This window comes from Lactobacillus sp. WILCCON 0059 (genome assembly GCF_057197985.1).
Window position 1 is genome coordinate 2,209,031 of sequence record NZ_JBUBHN010000001.1, and the last position, 25,493, is coordinate 2,234,523.

Here is a 25,493-nt window from a genome sequence, read left to right on the forward strand (position 1 = left end):
AGCTTCACCAGAAGGTGAGGCTGCTTTTCGTTTTCTTTTAGTAATCCAGGCCGACTTTTTCTACCCGTTCATCGTTATAAACGTAAACGGCGCCTAAGCGGCGGCGGTTGACCCAGCCAGCAATTGGCTGACCGGCAAAGAAGCAGCGCTTGCACTCAATTTCCGCGTCAACGGAATTCTTGGTGAAGGTCGTCACCCCGGCAATGTTGGTTTCCACCGGGTAGCCGGTCCGGGAGTCGATCAAGTGGTGGTACTTGTGGCCATCCACTTCCAAGAAGCGCTCATAAGTCCCGCTGGTGACCACGGAGCATTCCGGGATCATCATGGCCGTGATGTTTTCTCCCCGCGGCTTCAATGGATCCTGGACGCCTACCGTCCACATCCCGTTGGCCCGCTTTGGACAAGGGTTGACGAAGAGGACGTTGCCGCCTAAGTTGATGATGCCGGCTTCGACCCCGTAGGCCCGCCAGAGGTCCCGGATCCGGTCGGCCGTCCAGCCCTTGGCGATCCCGCCCAAGTCCAGCTCCATGCCTTCCTGCTTCAAAAAGACCGTGTGGTCATCGTCGTTTAATTCGACTTGCCAAGGATCGATCAGCTTCATTTTCTCTTTGATTTCCGCGTCACTTGGCACGCGGGCGTCCTTAAAGCCGATGGACCAGAGCTTGACGAGCGGGCCAATCAAGGCGTTAAAGCCGAAGTTTTCCCGGCTGGTCTCAACGGCCAGCTTAATCAAGCCGTAAACGCTGCTGGAGACCTGGACAGGCTCCTTGCCTGCTTGATCATTGACCCTGGTGACTTCTGAAAGGCCGTAGCGGGGGTCATCCGGTTTGCGGTTGACCGTCAGCAGGTCTTCAAAGTGGTCGATCAAGGCCTTGGTCTGGTCCAGGATCTTTTCCGGGTCTTCCCTTGCCCCGTAGATCTGCAGGCTGATGTGGGTCCCCATGGCCCTGTGTTGGGCCATGACTTGGTCAGTTGATATGTATTTGATGATTTCCATTTTTAAAAATCCTTACTCTTCTAGATACTTGGCCCGGAGCTGGTCCCGGAGGGCCGAGCTGACGCCCAATTGCCGGGTCAAAAAGGCTTCCATGCCGCCGTACTCCTGGTTGATGGTGATCAAGGCGCTGTCTAAGTACTCATTGTTCACCGTGCCCAGTGACCGGAGGTTGGCCCGCTGAACCAGGCTTTCCCCGTTTTCCCGGGCTTCCTTGTCCCTTTTGGCCCGGTAGCCGTTAAGGCAGGGAGCGGATAAAAGATAGTCCTGGCGGATGGTTTCCTGGTCAACCCCTAAGACTGTCAGCAAAAAGACGGTCGCCAGGCCCGTCCTGTCCTTGCCTTCTGAGCAGTGGTAGATGGTCCCGCCTTCTGCTTCAGCAAGATAAGCCAGCACTTGGCCAAAGGCCGCCTGGGCGTGCTTTTCCGTCACCATCAGCCGGTAGCTCTCCACCATGTGACGGAAGCCCGCCAAGGGGTCTAAGCTATACTGCTTGGCTAATTCCGCCAGGCTGGCCGCTGCCTTGGTCTGGTCCCGGCTGTTGACGGGAATATTGACGTTCTGGATGCCGGCCAGCTGCTTGTCCGGCCGCTTGCGGCACTCTTGGGGAGAACGGAGGTCGATGATGGTTTTGACCCCGCGGGCCCGCAAATAGTCAGCATCCTCCTCGCTGATCGCCGCGACCATCCCGGTCCGCAGCAAAAGTCCGGCCTTGATCCTCCTGCCGGCAAAGCCGGTATAGCCGCCAAGGTCCCGCGGATTGCGGACCGTTTTCAAGGGTAAAAGCTCCATTGCCATCTTTTTCTCCTCCTTCACTTTCTCCCTACAATTTTAAACCAAAACAAGGCGGAAGCGCCAAGCCACCGCCTTGTTTTTAGATTTTTGCTTTTTCGTCCTTACTTCTTAGCTTGTTCTACGAAAGCAAAGAAGGCTTCCATGACCTTGTCCAGTTGGGCGATTGAAGCTTCGTCAACCAGGTCGCCGCTTTCCTTGTCAAAGCTGCTGTAAGCCCGGCCGATCAGCAATTCGTTGCCTGGCAAAACGTTGGCCGTCATGTCTGGTGACAGCAGGATTTCCCGAGCATCTTCCTGGGCGCGGGAAGCGCCTTGGCCGCCCAAGGACACGCCGACAACGCAAACTGGCTTGTAGGCCATGACCTTGCTGCCAGCGTGGCTGCCCAGCCATTCCAAAGCACTCTTCAAAGCGGCTGGGATACCGTGGTCGTATTCTGGAGTAGCGATGATCAAGCCGTCAGCCTGGTCAACCTTTTCCCGCCAAGCAGAAACTCTGGCGTCAGCTTGCCCTTCCTTGTAGAAGGCTGGCAGGTCGCCAATTTCAGCGACTTCGATTTCCGCCTTATCGCCAAAGCGCTTGGCGATGAACTGGCAGAGCAGACGGTTGAAAGAAAAATCGGCATTAGTTCCGACAATAGCTAATAATTTCATTTGGCAATCCCCCCACTTACTTCGTGATTTGTGCGTACCAGGCGTCGACTTCGTCAAAGAAGTGTTCCAGGAAGTCAACGGTGCCGGAAATCTTCAAATCGCCATTTTCGTCAAAGGCAGAAGCTGCCCCGCCCATCATGAATTCGTCGTCGTTGAAGACAACTGGGTGCAGGCCTGGGGAAGCCAAAATCGTCTTCAGCTTGGTCTGTGACCGGGCAGCCCCTTGGGCCAGCGGTGAAGTTGACACAACAACAACCGGCTTGCCATTAAACGGGTGGGAGTTGGTTGACAGCCATTCCAGGGCACTCTTCAGAGCACTGGTTACTGAGTGCTGTTGTTCCGGTGACCCGATCAAAACCAGGTCAGCGGCGGCAACTTGCTCACTCAATTTGGCCACGTCGGCCGGGTCTTCCTGGCCTTCCTTAAACATCGGCAACCCCTTCACGGTCGCGAATTCAAAATCATACTTATCAGCGAAGTGCTTGGCAATGAACTTCAGCAGCATTTCGTTGTAAGACTTGTCAGCGTTAGATCCGTTAAGAGCTAAAACTTTCATAAAAACCACCTTTCAGATTTTCCATTACTCCCCTTATTATACCCAAATTAAAGGGATTTCAGCAGGCTTTTTGTGAAAAAATTACAAGGATAGAAAGAGCCAATCGATAGAAGGATTTTTTTAATGGATTAGCGGTCAAAAAAGGGTCTCCAGCTGCCGCCTGATAATCCGGACAAAGTTGTCCTGGTCGTAGTCAATCAAGCCATCGACCAGCATTACAGCCAGGCCGTTGGTGATGATCCAGTTGAGGGCAATCACGCGCTTCTCCAAGTCAGAGTCAAAATCGCGCTGGTACTGCTCATGCAGCTTGCTGCGGCCCAAATCCATCAAGATGTCGCGGATCAAGTCATCGCCGAATTCACCATTGACGAAAATCGTTGAGAACAGGTTCCGGTGGTCGCGGGCAAACTGCAAATAGGACAAGTCGACATCATATAAGGGCTCATCAATAAATTTCTTCTGCAGGATTTCATCGCGCAAGGTGTAGGAGACGCGCTTAAGCACTTCCTTGCGCAGGCCATCCATGTTCTTGAATTCCAAATAGATCGGCTGGGTTGAAAAGTGGCCAGTTTGGGCAATGCTGCGGGCGGTCAGGTTCTCGATCCCGTTGGTCAAGGCCTTCTTGTAGGCGATGTCCAATATTCGCTCGCGATTAATTTCTTTCCTTCTGGCCATCATTTACTCCACCTAATTTCATCATATTCTGCTAACACTTTTAATACTTCATTCCTAACAAAAAACGGTTTTTACACTGGACTTTATTAGACTAAGCTAATGAATCAAGACTACCCAGCCTATAAAAAACGTTTATTCGTACCAATTTATATATTAGCACAATATTTAGGGGCAGGCGTATTTTTAGGGAAAAGTTAAGAAGATGAGGCGGCTTGTCTGCCGGGGAAGGCAAAATAAGGTAAAATTTAAACAAAAGCAAATGGAGAAAAGAGGACAATTTATGACTACACACGGACGTTCATCCTGTACTTCAATCTTGATCGGGAAAAAGGCCAGCCTTGACGGCAGCGTGATTATCGGCCGCAACGAGGACTCACGGACGGCCTGGCCTAAGCACCTGGCCTTCCACCAGCGGCAAGAAGGAGCCCAGACTTTCAAGTCACATGATAACAAGTTCACAATTGACTTGCCGGAGGAAGCCTTTGCATATTCATCCACGCCAGAATGGACGAAAAAGTACGGGCTTTTTGAAGAAGACGGAATCAATGAATTCCATGTGGCGATGAGTGCTACGGAAAGTGCTTATGCCAACGAACGGGTTCTGGCCATCGACCCCTTTGATACCGAAAAGGGCCTTTTGGAAGAAGCCATGGTAACCATCGTTTTGCCTTACGTCAAGACGGCGCAAGAAGGGGTCAAGCGCTTGGGCGAGATCGTGGAAAAGTACGGGGCTGCTGAATCAAACGGGATTCTGTTTGCGGACAGAGACGAGGCCTGGTACTTGGAAATCGGGTCAGGCCACCACTGGGTTGCCCAGAGAATTCCGGATGACTCCTACACGGTAGTGGCCAACCAGCTGTCAATTCAGGAGATCGACTTTAACGATCCAGCCAACTTCCTTTATTCAGCCGGTCTGCAGGAGTTCGTTTATGACCACCAGCTTTGGCCACGGGAAGCCAAGTTCAATTGGCGGGAGATTTTTGGCACGAGAAGCGAGAGCGACCTGCACTACAACACCCCGCGGGTTTGGTACGGGCAGAAGCTGCTGACCCCATCAGTTAAGCAAGAGCCGCAATCTTTTGACTTACCATTTATTCAAAAGGCGGACCGGCCGCTGAGTATCCAGGACGCCCAGGCGGTGCTGGCCAGCCACTACAGCGACACGGATTACGACTTGACCAACCCAAAGAACGAGGGCCAGGCGACCTTCCGGCCGATTGGGGTGGCAACGACCCAGGAATCCCACCTCTTGCAGCTTAAGGGCGAGGACATGTACCACTGGCTGGCCATGGGGGTTACGGCGCAGAGCGTCTACATTCCCTTCTTCCCGCAGGGGACCAAGGTGCCTTACATGTGGGGCAACGGCAAGGTCGACTACAGCCCGAACTCTGCCTACTGGATCTTCAAGTTGGCCGGAGTCTTGGTTGACCGGGACTGGGGCAAGTACGGCAAGGAACTGGCTAATGCCCAGACTGAAGCCAAGGAAAAGGTCCTGCGCTTGCGGTATGAATACGACCAGAAGCTGCATGCTGACCCAAGCCAGGCCACAGCGATCGCGGATGAGGCCAATGCCAAGATGGCCAAGACGGTGACGGATATTTACAACAAGCTGATCAGCAGCTTGATTACCCAGCAGACGGGCGATTCCCCGCTCAGCTTCCAGATGGATCCGAACTTGTAAAAAAGCATATTAAAACAGGCGTGAAAGTGCACCATTGCAGCGTTCACGCCTGTTTTGCCGTTCTAGCTTCTATTTCCTATTTCTGTAGATTGAAATGATATTTGACGTACTTGCCTTTTTTCGGGTTAACGAGCAGGTAGAGATATTGCTCATTGCCGTTTTTCGAGGCTTTAACCTGGACCTTGTTTACGCCGGATCGCAGGTGGCTAGTTGCTTGCCCATTGATTTTTAAAGAGTCGATCATGGTCGTTCCCTCTTTCAGTCCTTGATAAAGGTAGAAATCATTTCTGGACAGCTTCTGCCCGGTCTTGGCCTTGACGTAGATAGTTGCCAGGTAGCTATCGCCTTCAGTCTTGCCCTGCCCGCTTTTGACAGCCAGATTTTGGCTGATCTCGCTATAGGCAGTCTGACTGACTTCAATTTGAGAGACCTGCAAGTTCCGATAGACTTGGTCGATATGCTTTTTGCTTAGAAAAAGGCCCAGCAGGCACAAGAGCAAGATTGCAGAGAACCAGATTCCTTTATGCTTCAGCTTCATGGTTTTGCTCCAATTCTTTGACAATCTTGCCTTCGCTGTAGACGAAGATGTGGTCGGCGACCCGGTTAAGGAAGTCTTTGTCGTGACTGGAGACGAGGATGGTCTTGTCCTGGTCCTTCAATTCCAGCAGGAGCCGGGCCAAAAAATCCTGCCCGTCTTCATCGAGGGCATTGGTTGGCTCATCGAAAAGGAGGATCTGCTTGTCGCCTAGGAGGGCGGCGGCGATCAAAAGCCGCTGCCGCATGCCCAGAGAATACTCTTTCAGTTTCAAGGGATTGGCTGGATCCAGGCCTACCCGCTGCAAGATTGCTTCCGCCCGGCTGCTTCGGTCATCATTTAGGACTTTGAGCAGGTTAAGGTTTTCCAGGCCGGTTTTGTCTTCTAACAGGCCGTATTCAGAAATCGCGAAGCCGGTGTCTGGGGCAAAGATGACGTCCTGGCGGATTTTTTTGCCCAAAACTTTGACAGTCCCGGAGTTTGGCAGGATAAAGCCGAGGATGGTTTTGAAGGTCACGGACTTGCCTGACCCGTTGGGGCCTCTGAAGCCATAGATTTTGCCAGCATCAATGCTGAAGGAAACGTCATCAAGGGCAAGTTTGTTTTTAAAGCGCTTGGTGACATGGTCAACTTCTATAATTTTCGTCATTTTTTACTCCAAAGAAAAATCGATATTATCGTTAGGCATATTGAACCATCTGGTAAAAAGCCCGGCTACCCAAACAACAATAAAGCAGAAAGCCATAAATCAGATAAATCAGCGGGTCAAACACAAAGAATGTATTATCGATCAGATTTACCAAGCCGTGAGCCAAGAAGAGGGACCAGCCCAGCTTAGCTATGCAAAGGGTATCCAGTAAGAGCAAAACTTCAACTGCAGCCCCTGCCTTTAGTTTATCGATCAAGAAGACCAGAGTGTTTAAAGAGAGAATCAAGACAAAGACACCCAAGAAGTGGGCCAGCAATATGATTATTTCTGAATCAACCTGCGGAGCTATTGGTGCTTTCGTCACGAAAGCAGAAATCAAGCTGCCGATCAATAAACTGATGATGAGCAAAAACATTTCAAAAAGGGTATAGATCAGCAAGTACTGGCGCAGCCGTTTTCTTAAAGCTAAATAGAAAAATTCAACGCTTTGAGGGCGGCTGAAGAAAAGCAGGCTGCTGACTATCAGCAAAGGGGCGATGAAGTAGAGCTGATTGTGGAGGTTGGTAACAGTTAGGCGGACATTGCTCAAGGCCGGCGTGCCAGGGGCAACGATCTTGTTATGCATCAAAAACAAAGCAGTATAAACCAAAACCCAAATTATCACAAACGAGATGCTTTTTATCGCCAGCCAGGCCCCGCTCTTTTGCCGCAAATAGTTAACTAAAGGCATGGCGTCTTACCCCGTAGAAATAGATTAAGCTGAACAAAAGCGCCCCTAAGAGGAGTTCTGACAGGGCTGCCGTCAACGAAGGAATATAAAGCGGGCAAACCGGTATGACAAAGAGGTTTGGCGAAAGAAAAGCTTTATCTGTCGCGACGGAAAAAACATTGAAGATCAATGTGACTAAGAGAGCAGCAGCTACATCAGCAAAATAGTTGCTAATAAAGCACGTCACAGCCAAAGAGATGGTAGCCGGCCAAGCCCCCGGCAAGTCCTGCCAGGAATAGGTAAAAAGCCACGTGCAGCAAGGGATTTGAATAGTACAAACCAGCAAGATAGGTTAAATCTGACGTAACACCCGCGCTCATATTCAGAAGAGGATCTGGCTTCATATTAGGCAAGGTGCAGTAAAACAAGACAAAATCCAAAAGCAGTGGCAAAGATACTGTCAAAAAGCCTGCCAAGAAACTGATCCCCAAGTGGGAAAAGCTGTACTTTACAACCCCTTGTTCCTTCACCGCATGCTTGATAAAGCCACTTTTTAGGTCTTGATAGAAAAGCTGGTTGGCTGTCAAGCAGGCTAACAACGGCAACAAAGTATAATAAAAAGTTGTCATAGCACCAACATCATAGCCAATCCACCGTGTATACGGTGTAAAAAATGCAACGTTTCCATCTAGTTGTGGCTTAATTACGTAATAGTCAGAAATAAAATGAAAAAGCACAATTATCGTGCCTATCGCTATCCCTACATACACTTTCGGCGACTTTAGTCGCTCTCTAATATACACAATCAACCTCCTCCATATTGAGCAATTAATAGTCAATGAAAATTATAATTCAGTCACTTTTTGTTTACAAGTTAAGTTTTTATTTAGATAGCAATTACCTTTTTCTTATACCCAACAGTAAGATAACCAGATACAAGCACTAAACAAAACAGGCGTGAACCCGCATCCCTGCAGCGTTCACGCCTTTTTTCATCTAAATTAATGGTAGCTGATCGTCTGGACCGCTCTTTTGGCATTGATCTTCCTAAAGAAAACCGGTGCCGAGACACCTTTGAGGATCTGGTCGTTGGTATAAGTCACGATCACCGTGTCATCATAGCCAAGCCCGCGGAGCAGCTTGCGGTTCATGGTCGCCAATAGCTGCCCCTTTTTAACTTCCTGGCCGGCTTCAACTAAAATGTCGCAGCCGCCCCCGCCCAGCTCTACCGTGTTCAAGCCCAGGTGGATCAAGAGATCCAGCCCTTCCTTGGTCCGGATGCCGATCTCATGGTTGGTCGGAAACAAGGAAGTAACCGTGCCGTTCAAGGGAGCGTAGATCAAGTCGCTGGACGGCTGAACCGCGAATCCCTCGCCCAGTCCCTTGCTGGCAAAAATCTCATCGTTGACGTCCTCGAGCGGGAACAGCCTGCCCTGGACCGGAGCCAGAACCTTGCTCAGCCGGGCCCTGCTCTTTAGCAAATCAAAAATTCTAAACATAAATCAACCTCAAAATGATATTCAGACTAAAATATGTAAGCGCAATCATCACTGTCTAGTTTATCATTTTGATGGTAGATTTACTACATGTTCCCGCTAACAATTGCCATTTTCCAAAGTCAATTCTCCGCCAAAGGCTTCCAAGCGGCCAACTTCAGCCAGGTTGATCTGGCCAGCAAAAGTCTCGTACTTGCCAGACGGGTATTGCTCAAAGCTTAAGGCATCCCCTTCCTTGCTCTGCAAGACGCCATATTCTGCTTCTTCCTCATCCTTCATAACAAAGGATACGACTTGCCCGGCAGCTAATTGCCAGAAGTCCAGCATTTGCTTGATGTTTGCTGCTTTGCCTTGAACTTCAAATGGATCTTCTAATCCTCTTTCCTTAAGCTGGCGCCGGCAGCGGCTGATATCTTGCAAATACAATGACTTATCAATTACTCTGTCAACTGCCGTCTTCTTAACCAGCAGCAATGAGTCATCCCGGCCAATTTCGTCAACAGTCAAATACAAGCTGAAGTCGTCATCAGCACACAAGAGCCGGCCAACCGCGAATGAAGCTGGATCTTCTTTCAGATGAACTTCACGCAAATCATCTACAGTTGTACCTTCAGTATCCCGCGTCTTAGGATTGTCCAGCAGCCATTCACCGGAGAAAGCGGCTAACCGCCGGAGTTGACTGACAGCAACTTTTCCTGCAAATGGCTGGTATTTGCCAGAAGGATATGCCGCAAAATTAACATGACCGGCAGAAATTTCATCGATATATCCCCATTGCTGGTAATCTTCGCCTTCCAGGCCAAAATACACAACCTGCCCGGGCAATAAGTCCATAAAGCTTTCAACTGACTTGATCATGCTAGCTTTGTCTTCCAGCTTGAAAGGATCTGCCAGGCCTTTTTGCGTCAGCAGCTTCCGCCGGCGCTGGATCTCTGCCAAATAATCCGATTGATCCAGCAGCCGCGTGACCGCTGACTTTCTGATCAAGAGCAGCGAATCATCCCGGCCCAGCTCATCCAAAGTCAAGTAGAGCTGCCAGTCGTTTTCTTCAAACAAGAGGCGACCAACTTCAAAACTGTCTTCGGCAGCGTCTGTGTAGATTTCGTATAATTTTTCCATCCCTAACGACCTCACATTTCTTACTCGTTTTCTTATTTAAGCATACTCTTTTTCCAGATTTTTTCTGCCAAAAATTCAAATCCGGTCGTTTTTCCTCGTATCCGGTCAAAAAAGGCCCCGCCTGAGCGGAGCCTTTTTGATCTTATTTTCTTTGCGTCAGCTGCCCGTCCATCATGTCATAGATGTGATCAGCATATTTTTCCAGCCGCGGGTCGTGGGTGACCAAAATGATCGCCTTCCCGTGGTCCTTGGCCAGCTTCTTAAACAAGCGGCCGACTTCTTCCACCCGTTCACTGTCCAGTGATGCCGTTGGCTCATCAGCCAGCAGAATCTTCGGGTTGGCGTACATGGCCCGGGCGATTGCCACCCGCTGCTTCTGCCCACCTGACAAGTTTTCCGGATACTTCTTGACCAGGCCCTCAATCCCCAGGTCAGCCAAAAGATCCTTTAATTCTTCCTGGCTCAAGTTGCCGGTCTTCTTCACCTTGTCTACCAGCTGAAACTGTTCCTTAACCGTCAAGTAAGGCACCAGGTTGTAGGCCTGCAAAACAAAGCCCAATTTGTTCAAACGCAGGCGGCTGCGGTCCTTCTCCTTCAACTGGCTGATATCCTGGCCGTCGATTTTCACCTGCCCGCTCGTTGCACTTTGCAAGGCGCCCATAATCGTCAGCAGGGTGCTCTTCCCGGCCCCGCTTGGTCCCATCAACAGAACCACGTTGCCAGTGTCCGCGCTGAAGTCGACCCCCTTGAGGGCAACCGTCGCTGCATCCCCCTGCCCGTAAACTTTTTTCACGTTCTTGATTTCAATCGCTGCCATTTTATCCTCCAATTGCCTGTACCGGGTCAATCTTCAAAATCGTTCTGACTGGGTTTAATCCGCCCAATAGACCCATCAAAAGCATCCCGCCGATCGCGAATACAAAAATCTCTGGCGTAAAGGCCATCGGAGCAGATGCCGGCATCGCGGCCGCCGTGCCCCAGATTGCCAAAAGGGCCAAGACCAAAGCGCTAGTTACCAAAAGCAGACTCTGGCTGACCGTAGCCCAGATCAAAGTCTTGGCCGGCACGCCTTGTGCCCGCAATACCGCGTAGTTCGGCAGCTTCTGGATGGTCAAAATGTACAAGAAGACGGCTACGATGACCAGGGAAATGATGAACATGAAAGCAATCATCAATTCAAAAGTCAAGTTCTGTTCGGAGTAGCCCGGCAGTTTTTGCGTAAATTCCTTAACCCCGTAAGTCTTGAAATTCTTCCCCTTAACGGACAATTTCCGCTGGGAAATGATCCCGGAAGCTTCAATCCCCGGTGCCACGTTCTTCAATTCTTTCCATGCCGGCAAAAAGCCATACATGATCGGCTCAATATTGATCTTGGCATCCTTGACGAAGCCGACGATCTTGTACTTGTGATCTGACCCGTTCAAGGTCACCTTGTCGCCCAGCTTGTAGCCCTTGTCCTTAAAGCGGCTGTCAGCTGTAACTTCGTACTTGCTCTTAGCCAGGCGGCCAGCGATCAAGTCCTGGTCCTTGTAGATGAACTCACCCTTCTTGACCCCCATGTACTGGGCGTTGATCCCGCTTTGTCCCTTCTTCTTGGCCACTACCTGCAATTCGCCGACCACGGCTTCCTTGTCAGTCAAGTCGATCTTTTTCAAGTCGTCCTTGGTCAAAATAGAGCTGTTCATGGACAGGTTGGCGTTCTTGTTCAAGACCACGCTCTTGGTCTGCCAGCTTTCCAAAGCCACCGTGTTTTCCCGGGCCAGGCCGTATGCCAGGCCCCAGGTTGCCAAAATCATGTACGCGATCAGAAAAATCATGAAGACGATCAAGCCGTACCGCTTCTTTTCATGCTTGATCTCTTTTAGTGCTAAAAACATTTTTTCTGCTTTCTTCCTTTCTTATATCCTCTTTTACCCTATTCGTGGCCGCTAAAGAGCTTCTCTAAAGCCTCGCGCTCCCGGTCTAAGTAAAAATCAGCGTTATCCGGGTCCAGCAAGGCTTCCTTGATCGCCTCATGCGACAGGGCCATCGCAGCCCAGGCACAAGCCGGCATTTGCTTGGGCCTGCTGCTTGGCAAAAGCGCCTCGTTAGCCGCGTAGTGCAGGCGGATCAAGTCATAGTACTGGCTGCCAGTGGCCTTGGTCACAAAGTCCTTGGTCATCTGGTAGAGCTCGTCTGCCCCCATCCGGCCGGTCAGACCCGTGTGCAGGTCCCGCATGGCCAGCTTGAACAGGTATTGGTAAGCATCCATCAGATCCTCAAAGTACTTGTAAAAGGCCCCCCGGGCAATGCCGGCTTCCTTGACGATCCGCGCCACCTGGGCGCTGGCCAAAGTATGGGCGCTGAATTCTTTGAGCAGGGCGGCTGTAACCCGATCCTGCTTGTCTTTGCTTAAATTCTCAAAAGTTGCCTTGACCATTTTTTACCTCCGTGACACCATGTCACCTTTAACTGTTTTCTAGTATAAGACCAAAGTGACATCGTGTCAACATAAAAAGTGACGCGATGTCATTTTTCTTGCACAAAAAAGGGCTGCCGGAGCAGCCCTTCCCTGTGATAATTAATTTGTGAAGCTTAAAAATTAAAATGTTGTTTTGCTATTGTTTTTATGTACTTATTGCTAGGTACTTGATCTTTTCGGTTTTTGGTTAATTCTTGATTTGCTTAGTTGATTAGTTCTTGATTAGTTCTTGATTAGTTTTTGATTCGGATTTTTAAAGGTTGCCGCGCGGAGGGAGCCGTGCTTTAGTCTAACGGGAAGATCTTGTCTGGGTTAAGGATACCCTTAGGATCGAACAGAGCCTTGACCTTTCTGAGCAAGTTGGTGTAATCCTTGCCATAGAAGTCTTCGTAGTAGTTCTGACGGGCGTAGCCGACCCCGTGTTCACCGGACATGTTGCCGTCCACTGACTTGGCGGTCTTGTAGAGTTCGGAGATAACGGTGTCGCCCTTCTTGGCGAATTCTTCGTCAGTCATGTCGTCTGAGCAAAGGTAGATGTGCAGGTTACCGTCACCGGCGTGGCCGAAGTTAGGAATCCGCATGTTTTCTTCTTTTTCCAGTTCTTCGATCCGGTGCAGAACCAGCGGAATCTTGCTGATCGGCACTGAAACGTCGACTTCGTCCATCTTTGGAGTTGACTTCTGGATGGCCAAAAGCAGCTTTTCCCGGGCGTCCCAGATGGTCTTGGCTTCTTCAGATTCAGCGTTCAAGACAGTTTCCTTCAAAGCGTGGAATGGCTTGACCGCTTCCAAAGCTTGAGCCAGTTGCGCTTCAGCGTCGCTGGCCGTGAAGGAGTCGATGCCCAGGATGATGAAGCCGTCGCCTTCCTTGATTGGGAAAGTAGCGTCGTAGTACTTTTCCCACAGGTTCAAGACCTTGCGGCCCATGTATTCAACAGTGGTTGGCACAACGCCGGAAGCCAGGATGGCTGGCACTGATTCGATGGCATCGTCCAAAGTTGGGAAAGGAATGATGGCGTTCAAAGCGTGCTTTGGTCTTGGGTAAAGACGCAGAACAGCTTCAGTGATGACGCCCAAAGTCCCTTCTGAGCCGATGATCAAGTCCTTCAGTGAGTAGCCTGATGAGGACTTGACTGACTTAGAGCCGAACTTGTAGACCTTGCCGTCAGTCAAGGCAACCTTGACTTCCCGGATGTGTTCACGGGTTACCCCGTACTTGATGGCCTTCAAGCCGCCGGCGTTGGTGCTGATGTTGCCGGCTACAGTAGCCCAGTGCATGGCTGGTGCTGGCATGTAGGTAAATGGCTTGTCTGCCAAAAATTCTTCCAGCTGGTTCAGACGGATGCCTGGTTGAACAGTGATGGTCAAGTTGGCTGGGTCATAGTCAATGACCTTGTTCATCTTAACCATGTCCAGGGAGATCCCGCCATGCACAGTCAAGTTGGCCCCCATCAAGCCAGTTGAGTTGCCCCGTGGAGTCAAGGCAATTTCGTGGTCGCTGGCGTACTTCAAGACGCTGGCTACTTCTTCAGCCGTAACCGGTTGAATTACCAGGTCAGGCATGGCCCGGACAGTCTTGAATTGGTCGTGATCCCAGTGTTCAGTTACTTCAGTAATAAAACGTTCTGGGTCGGCAATCATTGGCCGCAAGTTTTCAATGTCTTCAGCAGTTAACTTATGATATTCCATTCTAGCTCACCTTACAGTTTTCTTTTTTGTGTTTCAATCTCTGTTTCTATTAAATCACATTTGAAAGCGTTGTCAATTTTATGAATTCTTGCACAAAAGAAAAAAGGCCGGTCAGCAAGCGCTTCCTAGCCTTTTAAAAGTGTAAAAAATTTTTCTTTTTTCGTACTTTGTGAAAAATCGTCATGCCTTTTTACGAAAAACAAGCTGGTCTTCCCCGCTTTGGTCTGGGGCAAAGGCATAGCCAAAGCCCGTGAAGTCCGGCAGGTCAGACAGGTCCCGGCCCCCTTCAGCCAGCCAGCGGACCAGACGGCCCCGGGCCATCTTGGCATGAGTTGCCTGGGTCCGCCATTTGCCGTTTTTCTCTTCCTGAAAGACAACTTCAAGCAAGCGGTCGCCATCTTTAAGATAGGGAGCCAACAGGCGGCTGTATTCCTTAGAAGCCAGATTGAGGACGACTGAATCATCTTGGTAGAGCTCTTGGTAGACTTTTTCTCCCCAGAATTCATAAAGGCTCTTATACTTGAAGTTAGGCAGGGGGCTCTTCATTTCCAAGCGGTAAGGCACGATCCCGTCAAAAGGCCGCAGGCTGCCGTAAAGGCCGGACAGAACGCGCAGATGCTGGTCCAGGTAGTCCAGTCCGGCCTGGTCTAAGACATCAGCGGCCAGGTACTGGTACTGCAGGCCGCTGTAGGCAAACAGAGCTGGAACTTGCCCTTGATTCAAGTCAGCGGCCAGCATCTGCCGGGCTTCTTCAGTGATTTTGGCATTGGCCCGCCAGACTTTTTCCAAGTCAGCTTGGTTTAAAGAATTCAAATAGGACCAAAGCTCCTGGGCTTGATCAAGAAAGACGGGTTTGGTCTGCGGCAAAAAGCCGCCATCCGTCTGCATTTTTTTAGCGGGGGAAATTATGATCTTCATTTTTTACATCCTTACAATAATTTAGTAAAATAAAACATGTGTTTAACAATAAGGAGGAGCAAGCAATGATCAACCCTGATTTTGCGATTATCTTAAATTTTAACCCAAGTGGGGAAAATGTAAACGCGGATGCTCTGGTCCGCCGGGCAAGAGACATCGGTGCCCGCGCCGTCAGCGGCCCGGAAGAATTACAGGCAGCCTGCGAAAAGTACACCATCGCCTACCTGCCAGAGCAAAGCGGCAGACACTACAAGGCAGATGAAGTCGTGGACGCCCTGGTAGCTGCAAGAAAGAACGGCCAGGCACTGGTGATTGACGTGGATGCCGCAGACGAAGCTGACCAGACTACTTTAGAGGCCTTAAACAGCTGGATGCACAAGTTTGGCCACGCGGTTAATGAAGGGCAAGCCAGCGAATTATCAGCTGATGCGGAAGAGGCTTTCGTCTTGACCAACCGGCACGCGCCATATCAAGTCTACCTTTTCTTAAAGGCCCCTTATCCTGCAGAGGTCAAGGTGACTGGCTTGACTGAAGAGCCAAACCGGATTGAATGGATTGACGGCCGGGAAGAATGTGCTTTTGTTTTTGAAGCAGGCGTCTTGACAGTTCAGCTAAAGAAGCAGGAAAGTCCTTTTGCCTGGCAGCTGGTCCGGATTCAGGGCCACCGGCCAGAGGATGATATCGCAGAGACAAAATTTTAAATTCATATTAAAAAATTCCTCCGTACATTTTAATCGCTAAGCGATTCGTGTTATACTGAACACAATCTTTTGAATGAACAGATTGGAGTTATTAATGACTTCTCGCAAAGACTACCGGAAGAAAAACACTCAAGGCAGCAAATACCTGATTATCGCGGGCGTGGCGGTTATCGCCTTAGCCTGCGCGGGCATTTGGGGACACAATGCCTACCAGCAGCACCAGGCAACGGTTCTGGCGGAGAACAAGAAGCAGGTGGCATACAACAAGAAGCACTTCAACGCCAACGTCACCATTTATGGCGTCAAGGTAGGCAAGCTGACGGTTGACCAAGCGGTCAAGAAGATCCAGGCCAAGGCCGTCAACAAGCTGGTCTACAAGGATGGTAAGATCAGTGCTGTCAGAGACAGCAAGCTGACCACCATCAGCAAGGAAAAGGTCCAGAAGTACTTTGACAAGCAGTACACCCAACTGCCGACCAACAAGAGCTACACTTACGAAAACACGGCTCTGAAGAAGGGCAAGAGCAAGCTGAAGGATATTACCTCGGCCAGCGTGGACTACTCTGTAGCTGGGAAGACTTTTACCCTGGCGGCCAAGACTTATTTGACCCAAGTCAGCTACTACAACGGCGCTGTTCACTATGACGACACCAGCAAGCTGACGAGCAAGCTTAACGCCATGGACAAGGAAGTCAAGACTTTGGGCAAGAGCTACAAGTTCAAGACTCCTGCCGGGTCAACCATCACCGTTACCAACCAGAGCTACGGCTGGGGGATCTGGACGGCCAGCGCTAAGAAGGCGGTTCTGGCAGCTTATGAGAGCGGCAAGAAGACCATTGACGGGAAGAACCACATCTATGGCGAAGGCTACACCACGCAAGGTTTGGGCTATGGCAAGAGCAACAACGGGCTGGGCAACAGCTATGTGGTTGTATCAATCGCCAGCCAGGACATGTGGGTGGTTGTCAACGGCAAGGTGGTCGTAACTGTATCTGACGTGGTTACGGGGACGGCCAACAAGGGCGACAACGCTACGCCTACTGGGGTTTGGTACATCATGTACAAGCAACAGGACGCTACTTTGAAGGGGCAGAACGACGACGGGTCGAACTACGCTTCCAAGGTCAGCTACTGGATGCCATTTACTTTGAGCGGCTGCGGGTTGCACGACGCGTCATGGCGGACCGACTGGTCAAGCACGGCCTACCTGGAAGGCGGGTCACACGGCTGCGTCAACATCCGGCCTAGTGAAATCAAGTCCGTTTGGAACGCGGTTACGGTTCACATGCCTGTGATCGTTTACTAAAACGTAAATTACATATGAAAAAGGATCTATCTTCTCTTTGGAAGCTAGATCCTTTTTTTGGTGTGTTATTCGTGTAATGCTTGTTAGAAAACTATTTACTGTAAGATGAGGTACTTGATAGTTCTACATCATTATAACCCGGAGCATAAATAGTCTTAGTGACTGATTCACCTGGTTGTAAGCCATCAGCATCGTCCGGTTCCACCAAAGTATCAATTACATTAGTGACTTTTCCATCTTTATGAATAATTGCATAGGCTTTTGGATAATAAATTTTCTTGGAGCCAATATTCGTCGCTTTAATGTCAAAGTTCTCGCTATCTTTTTTAATCAGTTCAAGCTTTAAATCATCATTCGCTGATTTTTGATCGGTACCACAAGCATAAACATTATAATTGACATGATCATAGTAGTATGGTTTTGGATCATAAAATACGCTCCAAAATACAACAGTTTGATTAGGCGCAACTGGACCTTCACTTTCACCAAATACGCCACAAAGATCTTTACCATGTCCGTCAACTACTTCCCTACTTGCTCTGAAGTTCATCGTTTTATCGGAAGTATTTGTAACCTTCAACAGCAGATATACACTATTGGGTGAAAGCCGTCCTCTAGTAGCTTCAACTTTAGAAGTGTCTTTTCCAACAATCCATTTTATCTTAATAGGCTTAGTATTTTCTACTGAGCCATCTGGATAACAAACACGGATAGAAAACAGATTTGTGTTCTTATCATCAGGATCATCGCCTTGATAATCATCGTAAAATTCTGTTCCTTCAGGAAGCTTATCTATGTTTGTTACATAATTTCTTGCGTCAAAGGGATCTCCATCATAGTATTCTCCATCTTTGACTGTTGCTTCGTAAATATCAGCATCAGTTGCAGGCTTAACTGTGACAGTAATTGAATTTGTAGAGTTCTTAGAACCATCTGGGTAATAAACAATAATGTCTGTGGTATATGATCCTGCCTTCTGATAATCGGGCTCTTTACTAAATTTGAATGTCACTCCCTCTGGAAGAGAGTACAAATTAGTTATCAAATCACTACTGGAAACTTGTTTACCGAAGTCTGTTTCATAGTCTTTGGCTAAAGGAGTATATAAATCAGCCATTGTTTTAACAGGTTCTGGCTTGTCGGCTGGTTGTTCTGTCGACGGCTTCGTAGAAGGTTGGTCAGTTGACGGCTTGTTGGCTGGTTGTTCTGTCGATGGCTTCGTAGAAGGTTGATCAGTTGATGGCTTGTTGGCTGGCTGATCCGTCGACGGCTTCGTAGAAGGTTGGTCAGTTGATGGCTTGTTGGCTGGCTGATCTGTCGACGGCTTCGTAGAAGGTTGATTAGTTGATGGCTTTGTTGACGGTTGATTAACCTTTGCATTTGTCGTTGACTTTGATGTTGGTTTCTTAACCGTCTTCTTCGGTTTTGAAGTGCTCTTCTTTACTGACTTCTTTGACTTTGAAGTAGTCTTCTTTACCGGCTTCTTCTTTGACTTTGAAGTAGTCTTCTTTACCGGCTTCTTCGATTTTAAAGTAGCCTTCTTTACCGGCTTCTTCTTCGACTTTGAAGTTGCCTTCTTTACCGACTTCTTCTTTGGCTTTGAAGTAGTCTTCTTTACTGTCTTCTTCTTCGACTTTGAAGTTGCCTTCTTTATCGACTTCTTCTTAGATTTTGAACTAGATTTCTTTGTCTTTTTTTTCTTCTTAGCAGTCTTCTTTTGAGCCGCTGCAACTTCAGCTGGCTGTACTGAACTAGGCACCGTTTCAACAGCACTACCTAATAAAACTAACGCTACTATAAGCGTCAGAATACGACTAAGTTTCATTTTCATATTCCTAATCCTCAATTACATTCCACAAAATACTCGTGGCACTAGTATAAGAATGGAGATATGTTCCAACTAGAACCACGCGTACATTATTTTCTATTTATCAGCTAATTCCTTCAGTTTTTGGACAGGTTCGCTCTCCTTGAGCTTTCTCTTGCCCTTCTCCATGAGGATCCCTGCTTGCACGCCCTTCAAGAATGGGGCTGACCGCTTCAAAGCCTGGCCACCAGCGTAGCCTAAAGCCAGCAAAAGGGCGATTCTCTTAGCATGTTTCATCTTCATTTTGCTCACCTTATTTCTCACACATCTCTGACCATTTCTTACCATCTATATTATAGCGCTTTCTCAGCGGCAAAAATAACAACTTAGGCGAATTCAGTCACGTCTTTTACATCATAACGGACAGTATCTGGAACGACTTCACTTGGATCTGGCTTACCAATGGAGATGGCCATCACTGGAATGTATTGTTCTGGGTCCAGGCCAAATTCTGCGGCTGCCTTGCTTGCATCATAGCCAGCCATTGGATTGGTTTCGTAGCCATGTTCACGGGCAACCAGCATCAGTTGCATGGAGACAAGTGAGGCATCAACCATTGCGTCTGCCACCAGCATCTGCCGGTCAGCTTTCTCGTAAAGCGGAAGGAAGGTGTTAACCGCGGCGTCACGGGCTTCCGGGGTGACCTTCTTGGCTTCAACCATGCCGTTCCACAAATCACGGTACTTCAGATATGACTTGGTGTTGCCGAAGACCATGATCGTGGCTGGAGCAGTGTCAACCTGCTGGTAGTTGAACGGCATCAAGAAATCGTGAAGCTTTTCTTTGCCTTCTGGCGTGTCAACGATAACAAAGTGCCAGGACTGCAGGTTGCAGGCACTTGGGGCAGAGATGGACTCATTAATGATTTCCAGCAATTCGTCACGGGAAATCTTAACGCTAGAATCATAGTGTCGGATAGACTTTCTGTTTTGCATGATGTCTTTAAAATCGTTGTTCATTGTGTTTACCTCAAAGAATGGAAGATTGTATTTACACTTACATTGTAACCGATTGCAGTCAGATTGAATACATACAAAAACTGTTTCCAGCTCATGCTAGAAACAGTCATTTTATTTTCAATTAATGCTTAACCAAGTTTGCAACTTCGCTACCGCTGACGTTAAACAAAATATCAGGCTGTAAGCGTTCAGTAGGTTCAACACTCGGATAATCTACGCCTGCAAACGTCTTAAGCACGGCCATCAAAATATGCTTCATCCCCTCTGGCGGAATCGCCATACCGATTTGGCGACGAACGCTTTCTTTCCCGCCAACAAATACATAATCATCTGGGAAAGTCTGTAAACGCGCACGCTCTCTATTTGTTAGAGCGCGATTTTCACTCCAGTGATACATATGAGTGCCACCACCGCCAGAACCAGTTACCGTATAAGACGGTTTATTGAAGGTCAAACGCTTATAAATGTTGGAGAGTTTTGCCCCTTTAACATGCAAACGCAATTCTTCTGGAATAGACAACGACCATGCATTGCCGCCTTCGGGGATATAATTAAGCATATCAACAGTACGTTTGTTGTGATGTGTCATTTCATTGTTTGGTGCATCAGCTGGAATTGGTGGATTAGTCAATGCTTCACCCGCCGTCTTGTAGTCAGATGGATTTGGCGTAGTCGGTGCAGGGACATGGAACTTGATTCCCTTTTCTGCTAAATCGTTTCTGATCCCAACAATAATGATACGGTGTCGCATCTGAGGAACACCATACTGTTCAAACTTGTAAAAGTTTGGTGTCAGAGTGTAACCAGCTTCTTGCAATGCCTTTAAAATTTGAATGAAGGCTTCACCCTGGTTTGCCGAAGTCAGCCCACCAACGTTTTCAGCCACAAAAACTTTAGGCTGATATCTCTTCAAAACGTGTACGCCATAGCTATAAAGTGGACCATAAGTCCCTTCAAGACCTTTATGCTTCCCCACCACTGAGTAGTCATTACATGGAAAACCGAAAATTAAAGCATCAATGTTTCCAAGCTTCTCATCGTCATCTAGATTAAACTTGCGAACATCTTCACAGTAGACAGTCTTTGCATCTGGATCATTAAGAATGTTCAGCTTATAGGTTTCAACAGTGTCGGGATCATATTCATTAGCCCAAGCGTGGGTAAATCCCCATTCTACGCCGTTCTTGTCTACGAAATGGCTTTGCTTGGCAGCATATGCACCGCCACCTGGGCCAGCAAAAAGTTCTGCAGTCCTAAAAATCATATTTGAGCTCCTCAGTAATCAGTTTTCTTGCTACAAAAATCATATCTACCAAAACATGCGTTTTGGCATATGACTATGCTAACATTTTACCTTTTTTGAACGCAGCTGGCAATAATAATGTACCGTACCTCTATTTTCGCTGTAATACAGCCAAATAATACGCGCACCACATAATTCTGACAAACTATTTTTTAGCTGATAGAATTTAATTAAACAAGAAACTAATAGGAATATAGTTTCGATTTCTTAGAAATGAGGTATAAATGATGTCAATTTTGTATACTGATGTTCGTCCGTTGATAATACCGAGTGGCAAGAAGGTAATATCAGAACAATTTGAAGAATCTCTTGCACAATCTGATAAGCTTGAGATTGCAGTAGGTTATGTTTCTGTAAAAGGGCTCCAAAAAGTCGATGAACTTGTAGAAAAATATAATATTAAAGACGTTAAGCTGATTTGCGGAATGTATTCCGTTGATGGAATGCCCAGCAGCATTCGCAATGAAATAATTCGTCTTCACAAAAAGTGGCAAGCCAGTGGAATTGGTGACTTATACATTGTCAGAAGTATGGAATATCACGGCAAGCTGTACATCTTCTGGAAAGATGGCAAACCGTTTCTCAGTATTCTAGGATCTGCAAACTTAGGTGCCTTAAATCCAACCGGCCGTACCTTACGTCAATATGAACTCTCCAAAACAAATGAAGACATCGCAGAGAATCAAGAGCTATCTGAGTTTATTGCCAATTTGCTAGAGAAATGTTGTATCACTGTAGAGAAAATTGATGAGATCAAGACTGTTCACGAAAGAAACGACTTATTGACTAATATCGAAGATGTATCTGAATTAACTGAATCATCAGTTCAACACTTCAACGAGAAAGAGAACGATATTTCGTTTCACATCCCAATCAAGGCTCCAAAGTATGCAAATCGCTTCAGTACGGATAGAAAAGACTTCGCAAGTTCAAATATCAATGTGTGCTACGGAAACGGCAGAAAAGGCAAGAACGGTAAAGTTACTCCACGAAACTGGTTCGAAACCCAAATTACTGTTAGCGTAAATATTACCCGTGAACCTGATTACCCAAAGGACAAGCCGTTTTTCTTGGTAACTGATGATGGATACATGTTTGAAGCACATACCACTGCTCAAAATAACAAACAGTTGACGGCATACGGCAATGACCGTATCTTTGGGAGATGGATCAAAGGTCGCTTAGTTGCATCTGGATTACTAACGCCTTTTGACAATAAAGATGACGATCCAGATCGACTTGGTATGGTAACTGAGGAGATGCTCAAACAATCTCACATGACGACACTCGAATTGCACAAGACCAATGAGAAAAGACTTGGCAAAGTCTTCAAACGAAATGAAAATAACCGCCTGGATAAGAAACACTGGATAGAAGAGCCGTTAGATGTTTGGACGATCCACTTTTGTGATTAGCTTAAGGAAGTAATTGATGGGCTACTTAGATAACTATATAGATAAAATCAAAAATGAAGGAAAGACTGGCTTTGCTGATTCGATTGAAAAGACCGCAAAGCAAGTAGGAGAAAAACGACTGTCACAATTTGACTATGCGTCACATCAAATGGGACTCCTATTTGGCAACATTCAATCTGGGAAGACTGGACATGTTTTTGGCGTAATGTGTGAAGCCGTTGACCTCGGATTTCCCTTCTTTCTGTTTCTGACTACTGACAATACTACTCTTCAAGAGCAAACCTATGACCGTGCAAAGAACGACCTGACGGATTTCGTAGTATGCAACGAAAATGAAGAACAAAAATTTAGGAACCACGGTGATAAACCCGTAGTAGTTGTTGTTAAAAAGAATTACCGAGTTCTTAAAGCATGGGCAAATAGATTCAGAAATACAAACATGCTTTTAGGGAATCCGCTATTTATCATTGACGATGAAGCAGACGCAGCATCTTTGAACACCAAGGTCAACCAAGACAAAGTGTCATCTATCAATAAATATCTCCAAGATATTATTGATACAGCTCAAAGTAGCATCTACTTGCAAATGACTGGTACTCCTCAATCCTTGTTATTGCAATCAAGCATCTCCGGCTGGCACCCCCTTTTCGTAGACTACTTCGAACCAGGAGATGCTTATCTTGGCGGCAACTTCTTCTTTCCGAAAGACAAAACACCAGATTTTGTGCGCTTCATTAACAGCGAATCTACTTCAAACTTAGCTCGTGATGTAGTCATTCGACATTTAGTTGTAACGGCACAACTCTTCCTAACAGGTCATGAAGTGTCTAATTGCTTAATTCATACAAGCCGCTTGCAGTCAGAACACAACAGAACGGCAAGGGAAATCAGCAATGTACTTGACGAGCTTTCTGAATCATCCGATGATCCTAAGCTAAAGGATGAGATGAAGAAGGAATATGACACGCTTGCTCCTGTAAAAGATCCAAAGCAGTCTTTTGAAGATATCTATCAGCTCGTTCAAAAAATCTTGAGCAAGAAGGAATTCAATATTGTTAAATTAAACGGTTCAAGCGCTGATACAAGTGAAGACTATGAACGCGGGTGTAATTTCGTAGTTGGTGGTACCAATCTTGGTCGTGGCGTAACGTTTAGTCAGCTACATACTTTCTATTACGCACGCACGAGCAAACACCCACAAGCAGACACAATGTGGCAACACAACAGAATGTTTGGGTATGATCGCGATAAGGGGCTTATCAGTCTCTTTATTACTCATGAGCTGTACAACCTGTTCTCTGAAATCAATGAGACAAACAACGCAATCGTTGAGCAAGCCCGCAAAGGAGAAAAAATTACTATCAGCTATCCTGACGGATTAAATCCAACACGTGAAAATGTGTTAGACAAATCTTTGCTTAACATTCTTCCAGGTAACAGTAACCACTTCCCATCAAATCCTCACAACAATACTTTTGATGAGATTTCCAAAATGGTGGAAAAGTTTGATGGAACTGAAGCACCTCAAGCAGTTCCTCTTCAGCTGATTATCAAGATTTTAGACAAATTTGAAGATGACAACTTCAATTTTGCTGGATACAAGAGCATGATTCAATCTGAAATGCACAAAACTCCACTTGCTACAGGCATGCTTATGGTACGACGAGACCGTAACATTACCTATGGCATGCGGGCCTTACTGTCACCAAATGACTGGGCTGCTACAAATGCATTTACCGACAAGTTTGTCTTAACGCTCTATCAAGTAAATGGCGACAATCCCGAATTGAATTGGCCTGAAGGTAAGAAGCTCTGGGTGCCAAACATCAAACTTCCTGGCACTAGCAACATTTATATGATTGACTAGTTTCTCAAGAATGGGGCAGGTATAGCCTATGGCGTATGAATTTAAGACCAACCCTAGGACCAGCAAACGAATGTCAAAGGTTCATTCTACCGAAGGCAAGGACGAAGTTATTATTCGCAAAATTCTTTGGAAGAATGGCATTCATTATCGAAAGAACTATAAAGATCTTCCGGGAAAGCCAGACATTGCACTTACCAAATATAAAGTCGCAGTATTTATCGATGGCGAATTCTGGCATGGCTATGATTGGGAAAACTACAAAAAGCATATAAAGAGCAATCGTGACTACTGGATTCCTAAAATTGAGCGCAACATGAAACGGGACCAAGAAGTCAATGCAAAGCTCAAAGAAATGGGATGGACCGTATTGCGGTTTTGGTCCAAACAAGTGCTCAAAAATCCAGAATACTACGCAGAATTGATCATGTTGTACACTCGCAGTGATGAATGAATTATTGTTCAAGATGATCAAAAAATCTCTTCTTTCTCCTAACATATAGTTGTATCATAATCAGTGAACATAGTTTTCACGCAATTATGAGGTAAAAGAGAATGAAGAAATTCCAAAAAGCATTAGCGATTTTAGTCGCTATGCTAGGACTGATTGCCGTTATCAGTTTCAATAACCAAGCCGTTTCTGCTGCAAAATACGGTCGAGGAAAACAGATCGTTGTACCTAAGAACCTACGAGGCAAATGGTATAGTTATGATGTTGGCCGTGATGGAAAAAAGCCAGTTGTCTTTACCAAATATACCTATTCTGGTAGCTTGGGTACTAATATGCGCATTTATGCTCGTAAAGGCTACCCTAACTACCACTATGGTGATAAGCTCACAAAGAAACAAAAAAATGAGAACAGAGCCATCGAAAAAGCATCTAAGCATTGGGTCGCAGGTGAGTGGGCAAAACGTGGCCTTATCATCAAAAACCATACTAACGGAACTTACTTATGCTTGTCAGGCTGGTATGGACTTGGCGAAAATTTTCCATCATTTAGACACATCACTCGGAAAATTAATGGCAAGAAGGTTAATATTTTAGTGTTTACCAACGTCTATACTTGGGCAAACTACTATCCTACTAAGGCCTTAGCTAAGCAATACAAAAATAAATCTACTCCTGATTACAAACACCTTTCATTCAAATAG

The 25,493-nt window shown here is 47.0% G+C and carries 28 protein-coding genes; 8 read left to right on the plus strand and 20 right to left on the minus strand.

Features of this window, described 5'->3' with window-relative positions; translation table 11 throughout:
- Positions 1-37: 37 nt before the first annotated feature.
- The 5 genes from ACYVUT_RS10380 to ACYVUT_RS10400 form a co-directional block, all read right to left on the minus strand.
- Positions 38-997, minus strand: a complete 960-nt coding sequence (locus ACYVUT_RS10380; protein WP_439775602.1) for an FAD:protein FMN transferase — start codon at positions 995-997, stop codon at positions 38-40.
- A 12-nt stretch (positions 998-1,009) separates the two neighbouring features.
- Entirely contained in the window at positions 1,010-1,792 is a 783-nt protein-coding gene (locus tag ACYVUT_RS10385; protein ID WP_439775603.1) for a tyrosine-protein phosphatase, read from the minus strand.
- Positions 1,793-1,890: 98 nt separating this feature from the next.
- Positions 1,891-2,439, minus strand: coding sequence for an NADPH-dependent FMN reductase (locus ACYVUT_RS10390; protein WP_439775604.1), 549 nt, complete (start codon positions 2,437-2,439; stop codon positions 1,891-1,893).
- Positions 2,440-2,455: 16 nt separating this feature from the next.
- Positions 2,456-2,995, minus strand: coding sequence for an NAD(P)H-dependent oxidoreductase (locus tag ACYVUT_RS10395; protein WP_439775605.1), 540 nt, complete (start codon positions 2,993-2,995; stop codon positions 2,456-2,458).
- A 135-nt stretch (positions 2,996-3,130) separates the two neighbouring features.
- Positions 3,131-3,673 carry a TetR/AcrR family transcriptional regulator gene (locus ACYVUT_RS10400; protein ID WP_439775606.1) on the minus strand — a complete coding sequence of 181 codons (543 nt, stop codon included), beginning with the start codon at positions 3,671-3,673 and terminating at the stop codon, positions 3,131-3,133.
- A gap of 277 nt (positions 3,674-3,950) precedes the next feature.
- On the opposite strand from ACYVUT_RS10400, the gene ACYVUT_RS10405 reads away from it, so the two are divergent.
- Positions 3,951-5,351: a C69 family dipeptidase gene (locus tag ACYVUT_RS10405; protein ID WP_439775607.1), complete on the plus strand. Its 1,401-nt coding sequence runs from the start codon at positions 3,951-3,953 to the stop codon at positions 5,349-5,351.
- Positions 5,352-5,427: 76 nt separating this feature from the next.
- On the opposite strand, the gene ACYVUT_RS10410 is transcribed toward ACYVUT_RS10405, so the two are convergent.
- The 11 genes from ACYVUT_RS10410 to yaaA all read right to left on the minus strand — a co-directional run bounded on the left by ACYVUT_RS10410 (position 5,428) and on the right by yaaA (position 14,926).
- Complete coding sequence (locus ACYVUT_RS10410) at positions 5,428-5,889, minus strand: hypothetical protein (protein WP_484500815.1); 462 nt, start codon at positions 5,887-5,889, stop codon at positions 5,428-5,430.
- Positions 5,873-6,535: an ABC transporter ATP-binding protein gene (locus ACYVUT_RS10415; protein ID WP_484502007.1), complete on the minus strand. Its 663-nt coding sequence runs from the start codon at positions 6,533-6,535 to the stop codon at positions 5,873-5,875. Before ACYVUT_RS10415 ends, ACYVUT_RS10410 begins: the two co-directional genes overlap by 17 nt.
- Before the next feature lie 31 nt (positions 6,536-6,566).
- Positions 6,567-7,265: a hypothetical protein gene (locus ACYVUT_RS10420; RefSeq protein ID WP_484500817.1), complete on the minus strand. Its 699-nt coding sequence runs from the start codon at positions 7,263-7,265 to the stop codon at positions 6,567-6,569.
- A 209-nt stretch (positions 7,266-7,474) separates the two neighbouring features.
- Positions 7,475-8,047 carry a hypothetical protein gene (locus tag ACYVUT_RS10425; protein WP_484502008.1) on the minus strand — a complete coding sequence of 191 codons (573 nt, stop codon included), beginning with the start codon at positions 8,045-8,047 and terminating at the stop codon, positions 7,475-7,477.
- A gap of 198 nt (positions 8,048-8,245) precedes the next feature.
- Positions 8,246-8,743 carry a PTS sugar transporter subunit IIA gene (locus ACYVUT_RS10430; RefSeq protein ID WP_439775608.1) on the minus strand — a complete coding sequence of 166 codons (498 nt, stop codon included), beginning with the start codon at positions 8,741-8,743 and terminating at the stop codon, positions 8,246-8,248.
- Positions 8,744-8,839: 96 nt separating this feature from the next.
- The gene (locus ACYVUT_RS10435; protein ID WP_484502009.1) at positions 8,840-9,859 is read right to left on the minus strand and encodes a hypothetical protein; all 1,020 of its coding nucleotides are present in this window, start codon (positions 9,857-9,859) and stop codon (positions 8,840-8,842) included.
- A gap of 142 nt (positions 9,860-10,001) precedes the next feature.
- Positions 10,002-10,676: an ABC transporter ATP-binding protein gene (locus ACYVUT_RS10440; protein WP_484502010.1), complete on the minus strand. Its 675-nt coding sequence runs from the start codon at positions 10,674-10,676 to the stop codon at positions 10,002-10,004.
- A gap of 1 nt (position 10,677) precedes the next feature.
- Positions 10,678-11,736 carry an FtsX-like permease family protein gene (locus ACYVUT_RS10445; protein WP_484502011.1) on the minus strand — a complete coding sequence of 353 codons (1,059 nt, stop codon included), beginning with the start codon at positions 11,734-11,736 and terminating at the stop codon, positions 10,678-10,680.
- A gap of 38 nt (positions 11,737-11,774) precedes the next feature.
- Positions 11,775-12,278, minus strand: a complete 504-nt coding sequence (locus ACYVUT_RS10450) for a TetR/AcrR family transcriptional regulator (protein ID WP_484500822.1) — start codon at positions 12,276-12,278, stop codon at positions 11,775-11,777.
- A 326-nt stretch (positions 12,279-12,604) separates the two neighbouring features.
- A complete protein-coding gene (locus ACYVUT_RS10455; protein WP_484502012.1) occupies positions 12,605-14,008 on the minus strand; it encodes an FAD-binding oxidoreductase in 1,404 nt (467 codons plus the stop codon).
- A 180-nt stretch (positions 14,009-14,188) separates the two neighbouring features.
- Positions 14,189-14,926, minus strand: coding sequence for a peroxide stress protein YaaA (yaaA, locus tag ACYVUT_RS10460; RefSeq protein ID WP_484502013.1), 738 nt, complete (start codon positions 14,924-14,926; stop codon positions 14,189-14,191).
- 65 nt (positions 14,927-14,991) lie between these two features.
- Here yaaA and ACYVUT_RS10465 point away from each other — a divergent pair, with 65 nt between their 5' ends.
- The gene (locus ACYVUT_RS10465) at positions 14,992-15,627 is read left to right on the plus strand and encodes a hypothetical protein (RefSeq protein ID WP_484502014.1); all 636 of its coding nucleotides are present in this window, start codon (positions 14,992-14,994) and stop codon (positions 15,625-15,627) included.
- A gap of 94 nt (positions 15,628-15,721) precedes the next feature.
- Complete coding sequence (locus ACYVUT_RS10470) at positions 15,722-16,933, plus strand: L,D-transpeptidase family protein (protein WP_484502015.1); 1,212 nt, start codon at positions 15,722-15,724, stop codon at positions 16,931-16,933.
- 91 nt (positions 16,934-17,024) lie between these two features.
- Here ACYVUT_RS10470 and ACYVUT_RS10475 read toward each other — a convergent pair whose 3' ends face one another.
- On the minus strand, positions 17,025-18,050 hold the full coding sequence (locus ACYVUT_RS10475) for a Rib/alpha-like domain-containing protein (RefSeq protein ID WP_484502016.1): 1,026 nt from the start codon (positions 18,048-18,050) through the stop codon (positions 17,025-17,027).
- 313 nt (positions 18,051-18,363) lie between these two features.
- On the opposite strand from ACYVUT_RS10475, the gene ACYVUT_RS10480 reads away from it, so the two are divergent.
- The gene (locus tag ACYVUT_RS10480; RefSeq protein WP_484502017.1) at positions 18,364-18,654 is read left to right on the plus strand and encodes a hypothetical protein; all 291 of its coding nucleotides are present in this window, start codon (positions 18,364-18,366) and stop codon (positions 18,652-18,654) included.
- Positions 18,655-18,857: 203 nt separating this feature from the next.
- Here the strand turns inward: ACYVUT_RS10480 and ACYVUT_RS10485 are convergent, their stop codons facing one another.
- The 3 genes from ACYVUT_RS10485 to ACYVUT_RS10495 form a co-directional block, all read right to left on the minus strand.
- On the minus strand, positions 18,858-19,043 hold the full coding sequence (locus ACYVUT_RS10485) for a hypothetical protein (protein ID WP_003613252.1): 186 nt from the start codon (positions 19,041-19,043) through the stop codon (positions 18,858-18,860).
- Positions 19,044-19,126: 83 nt separating this feature from the next.
- Positions 19,127-19,759: a nitroreductase family protein gene (locus ACYVUT_RS10490; protein ID WP_439774983.1), complete on the minus strand. Its 633-nt coding sequence runs from the start codon at positions 19,757-19,759 to the stop codon at positions 19,127-19,129.
- 121 nt (positions 19,760-19,880) lie between these two features.
- Complete coding sequence (locus ACYVUT_RS10495) at positions 19,881-21,023, minus strand: DNA cytosine methyltransferase (protein WP_484500829.1); 1,143 nt, start codon at positions 21,021-21,023, stop codon at positions 19,881-19,883.
- 263 nt (positions 21,024-21,286) lie between these two features.
- Here ACYVUT_RS10495 and ACYVUT_RS10500 point away from each other — a divergent pair, with 263 nt between their 5' ends.
- The 4 genes from ACYVUT_RS10500 (at position 21,287) to ACYVUT_RS10515 (ending at position 25,493) form a co-directional block, all read left to right on the plus strand.
- Complete coding sequence (locus ACYVUT_RS10500) at positions 21,287-22,477, plus strand: restriction endonuclease PLD domain-containing protein (protein WP_484502018.1); 1,191 nt, start codon at positions 21,287-21,289, stop codon at positions 22,475-22,477.
- Positions 22,478-22,493: 16 nt separating this feature from the next.
- Positions 22,494-24,344, plus strand: a complete 1,851-nt coding sequence (locus ACYVUT_RS10505; protein ID WP_484500831.1) for a Z1 domain-containing protein — start codon at positions 22,494-22,496, stop codon at positions 24,342-24,344.
- A 28-nt stretch (positions 24,345-24,372) separates the two neighbouring features.
- Positions 24,373-24,795, plus strand: coding sequence for a very short patch repair endonuclease (locus ACYVUT_RS10510; RefSeq protein WP_484500832.1), 423 nt, complete (start codon positions 24,373-24,375; stop codon positions 24,793-24,795).
- A gap of 101 nt (positions 24,796-24,896) precedes the next feature.
- Positions 24,897-25,493: a hypothetical protein gene (locus ACYVUT_RS10515; RefSeq protein ID WP_484500833.1), complete on the plus strand. Its 597-nt coding sequence runs from the start codon at positions 24,897-24,899 to the stop codon at positions 25,491-25,493.

What these genes read in the sequence shown, in the direction of transcription:
- ACYVUT_RS10380 (WP_439775602.1), bottom strand. Translation starts at nt 997, where the DNA reads ATGGAAATCATCAAATACATATCAACTGACCAAGTCATGGCCCAACAC.
- ACYVUT_RS10385 (WP_439775603.1), bottom strand. Translation starts at nt 1,792, where the DNA reads ATGGCAATGGAGCTTTTACCCTTGAAAACGGTCCGCAATCCGCGGGAC.
- ACYVUT_RS10390 (WP_439775604.1), bottom strand. Translation starts at nt 2,439, where the DNA reads ATGAAATTATTAGCTATTGTCGGAACTAATGCCGATTTTTCTTTCAAC.
- ACYVUT_RS10395 (WP_439775605.1), bottom strand. Translation starts at nt 2,995, where the DNA reads ATGAAAGTTTTAGCTCTTAACGGATCTAACGCTGACAAGTCTTACAAC.
- ACYVUT_RS10400 (WP_439775606.1), bottom strand. Translation starts at nt 3,673, where the DNA reads ATGATGGCCAGAAGGAAAGAAATTAATCGCGAGCGAATATTGGACATC.
- ACYVUT_RS10405 (WP_439775607.1), top strand. Translation starts at nt 3,951, where the DNA reads ATGACTACACACGGACGTTCATCCTGTACTTCAATCTTGATCGGGAAA.
- ACYVUT_RS10410 (WP_484500815.1), bottom strand. Translation starts at nt 5,889, where the DNA reads ATGAAGCTGAAGCATAAAGGAATCTGGTTCTCTGCAATCTTGCTCTTG.
- ACYVUT_RS10415 (WP_484502007.1), bottom strand. Translation starts at nt 6,535, where the DNA reads ATGACGAAAATTATAGAAGTTGACCATGTCACCAAGCGCTTTAAAAAC.
- ACYVUT_RS10420 (WP_484500817.1), bottom strand. Translation starts at nt 7,265, where the DNA reads ATGCCTTTAGTTAACTATTTGCGGCAAAAGAGCGGGGCCTGGCTGGCG.
- ACYVUT_RS10430 (WP_439775608.1), bottom strand. Translation starts at nt 8,743, where the DNA reads ATGTTTAGAATTTTTGATTTGCTAAAGAGCAGGGCCCGGCTGAGCAAG.
- ACYVUT_RS10435 (WP_484502009.1), bottom strand. Translation starts at nt 9,859, where the DNA reads ATGGAAAAATTATACGAAATCTACACAGACGCTGCCGAAGACAGTTTT.
- ACYVUT_RS10440 (WP_484502010.1), bottom strand. Translation starts at nt 10,676, where the DNA reads ATGGCAGCGATTGAAATCAAGAACGTGAAAAAAGTTTACGGGCAGGGG.
- ACYVUT_RS10445 (WP_484502011.1), bottom strand. Translation starts at nt 11,736, where the DNA reads ATGTTTTTAGCACTAAAAGAGATCAAGCATGAAAAGAAGCGGTACGGC.
- ACYVUT_RS10450 (WP_484500822.1), bottom strand. Translation starts at nt 12,278, where the DNA reads ATGGTCAAGGCAACTTTTGAGAATTTAAGCAAAGACAAGCAGGATCGG.
- ACYVUT_RS10455 (WP_484502012.1), bottom strand. Translation starts at nt 14,008, where the DNA reads ATGGAATATCATAAGTTAACTGCTGAAGACATTGAAAACTTGCGGCCA.
- yaaA (WP_484502013.1), bottom strand. Translation starts at nt 14,926, where the DNA reads ATGAAGATCATAATTTCCCCCGCTAAAAAAATGCAGACGGATGGCGGC.
- ACYVUT_RS10465 (WP_484502014.1), top strand. Translation starts at nt 14,992, where the DNA reads ATGATCAACCCTGATTTTGCGATTATCTTAAATTTTAACCCAAGTGGG.
- ACYVUT_RS10470 (WP_484502015.1), top strand. Translation starts at nt 15,722, where the DNA reads ATGACTTCTCGCAAAGACTACCGGAAGAAAAACACTCAAGGCAGCAAA.
- ACYVUT_RS10475 (WP_484502016.1), bottom strand. Translation starts at nt 18,050, where the DNA reads ATGGCTGATTTATATACTCCTTTAGCCAAAGACTATGAAACAGACTTC.
- ACYVUT_RS10485 (WP_003613252.1), bottom strand. Translation starts at nt 19,043, where the DNA reads ATGAAGATGAAACATGCTAAGAGAATCGCCCTTTTGCTGGCTTTAGGC.
- ACYVUT_RS10490 (WP_439774983.1), bottom strand. Translation starts at nt 19,759, where the DNA reads ATGAACAACGATTTTAAAGACATCATGCAAAACAGAAAGTCTATCCGA.
- ACYVUT_RS10495 (WP_484500829.1), bottom strand. Translation starts at nt 21,023, where the DNA reads ATGATTTTTAGGACTGCAGAACTTTTTGCTGGCCCAGGTGGCGGTGCA.
- ACYVUT_RS10500 (WP_484502018.1), top strand. Translation starts at nt 21,287, where the DNA reads ATGATGTCAATTTTGTATACTGATGTTCGTCCGTTGATAATACCGAGT.
- ACYVUT_RS10505 (WP_484500831.1), top strand. Translation starts at nt 22,494, where the DNA reads ATGGGCTACTTAGATAACTATATAGATAAAATCAAAAATGAAGGAAAG.
- ACYVUT_RS10510 (WP_484500832.1), top strand. Translation starts at nt 24,373, where the DNA reads ATGGCGTATGAATTTAAGACCAACCCTAGGACCAGCAAACGAATGTCA.
- ACYVUT_RS10515 (WP_484500833.1), top strand. Translation starts at nt 24,897, where the DNA reads ATGAAGAAATTCCAAAAAGCATTAGCGATTTTAGTCGCTATGCTAGGA.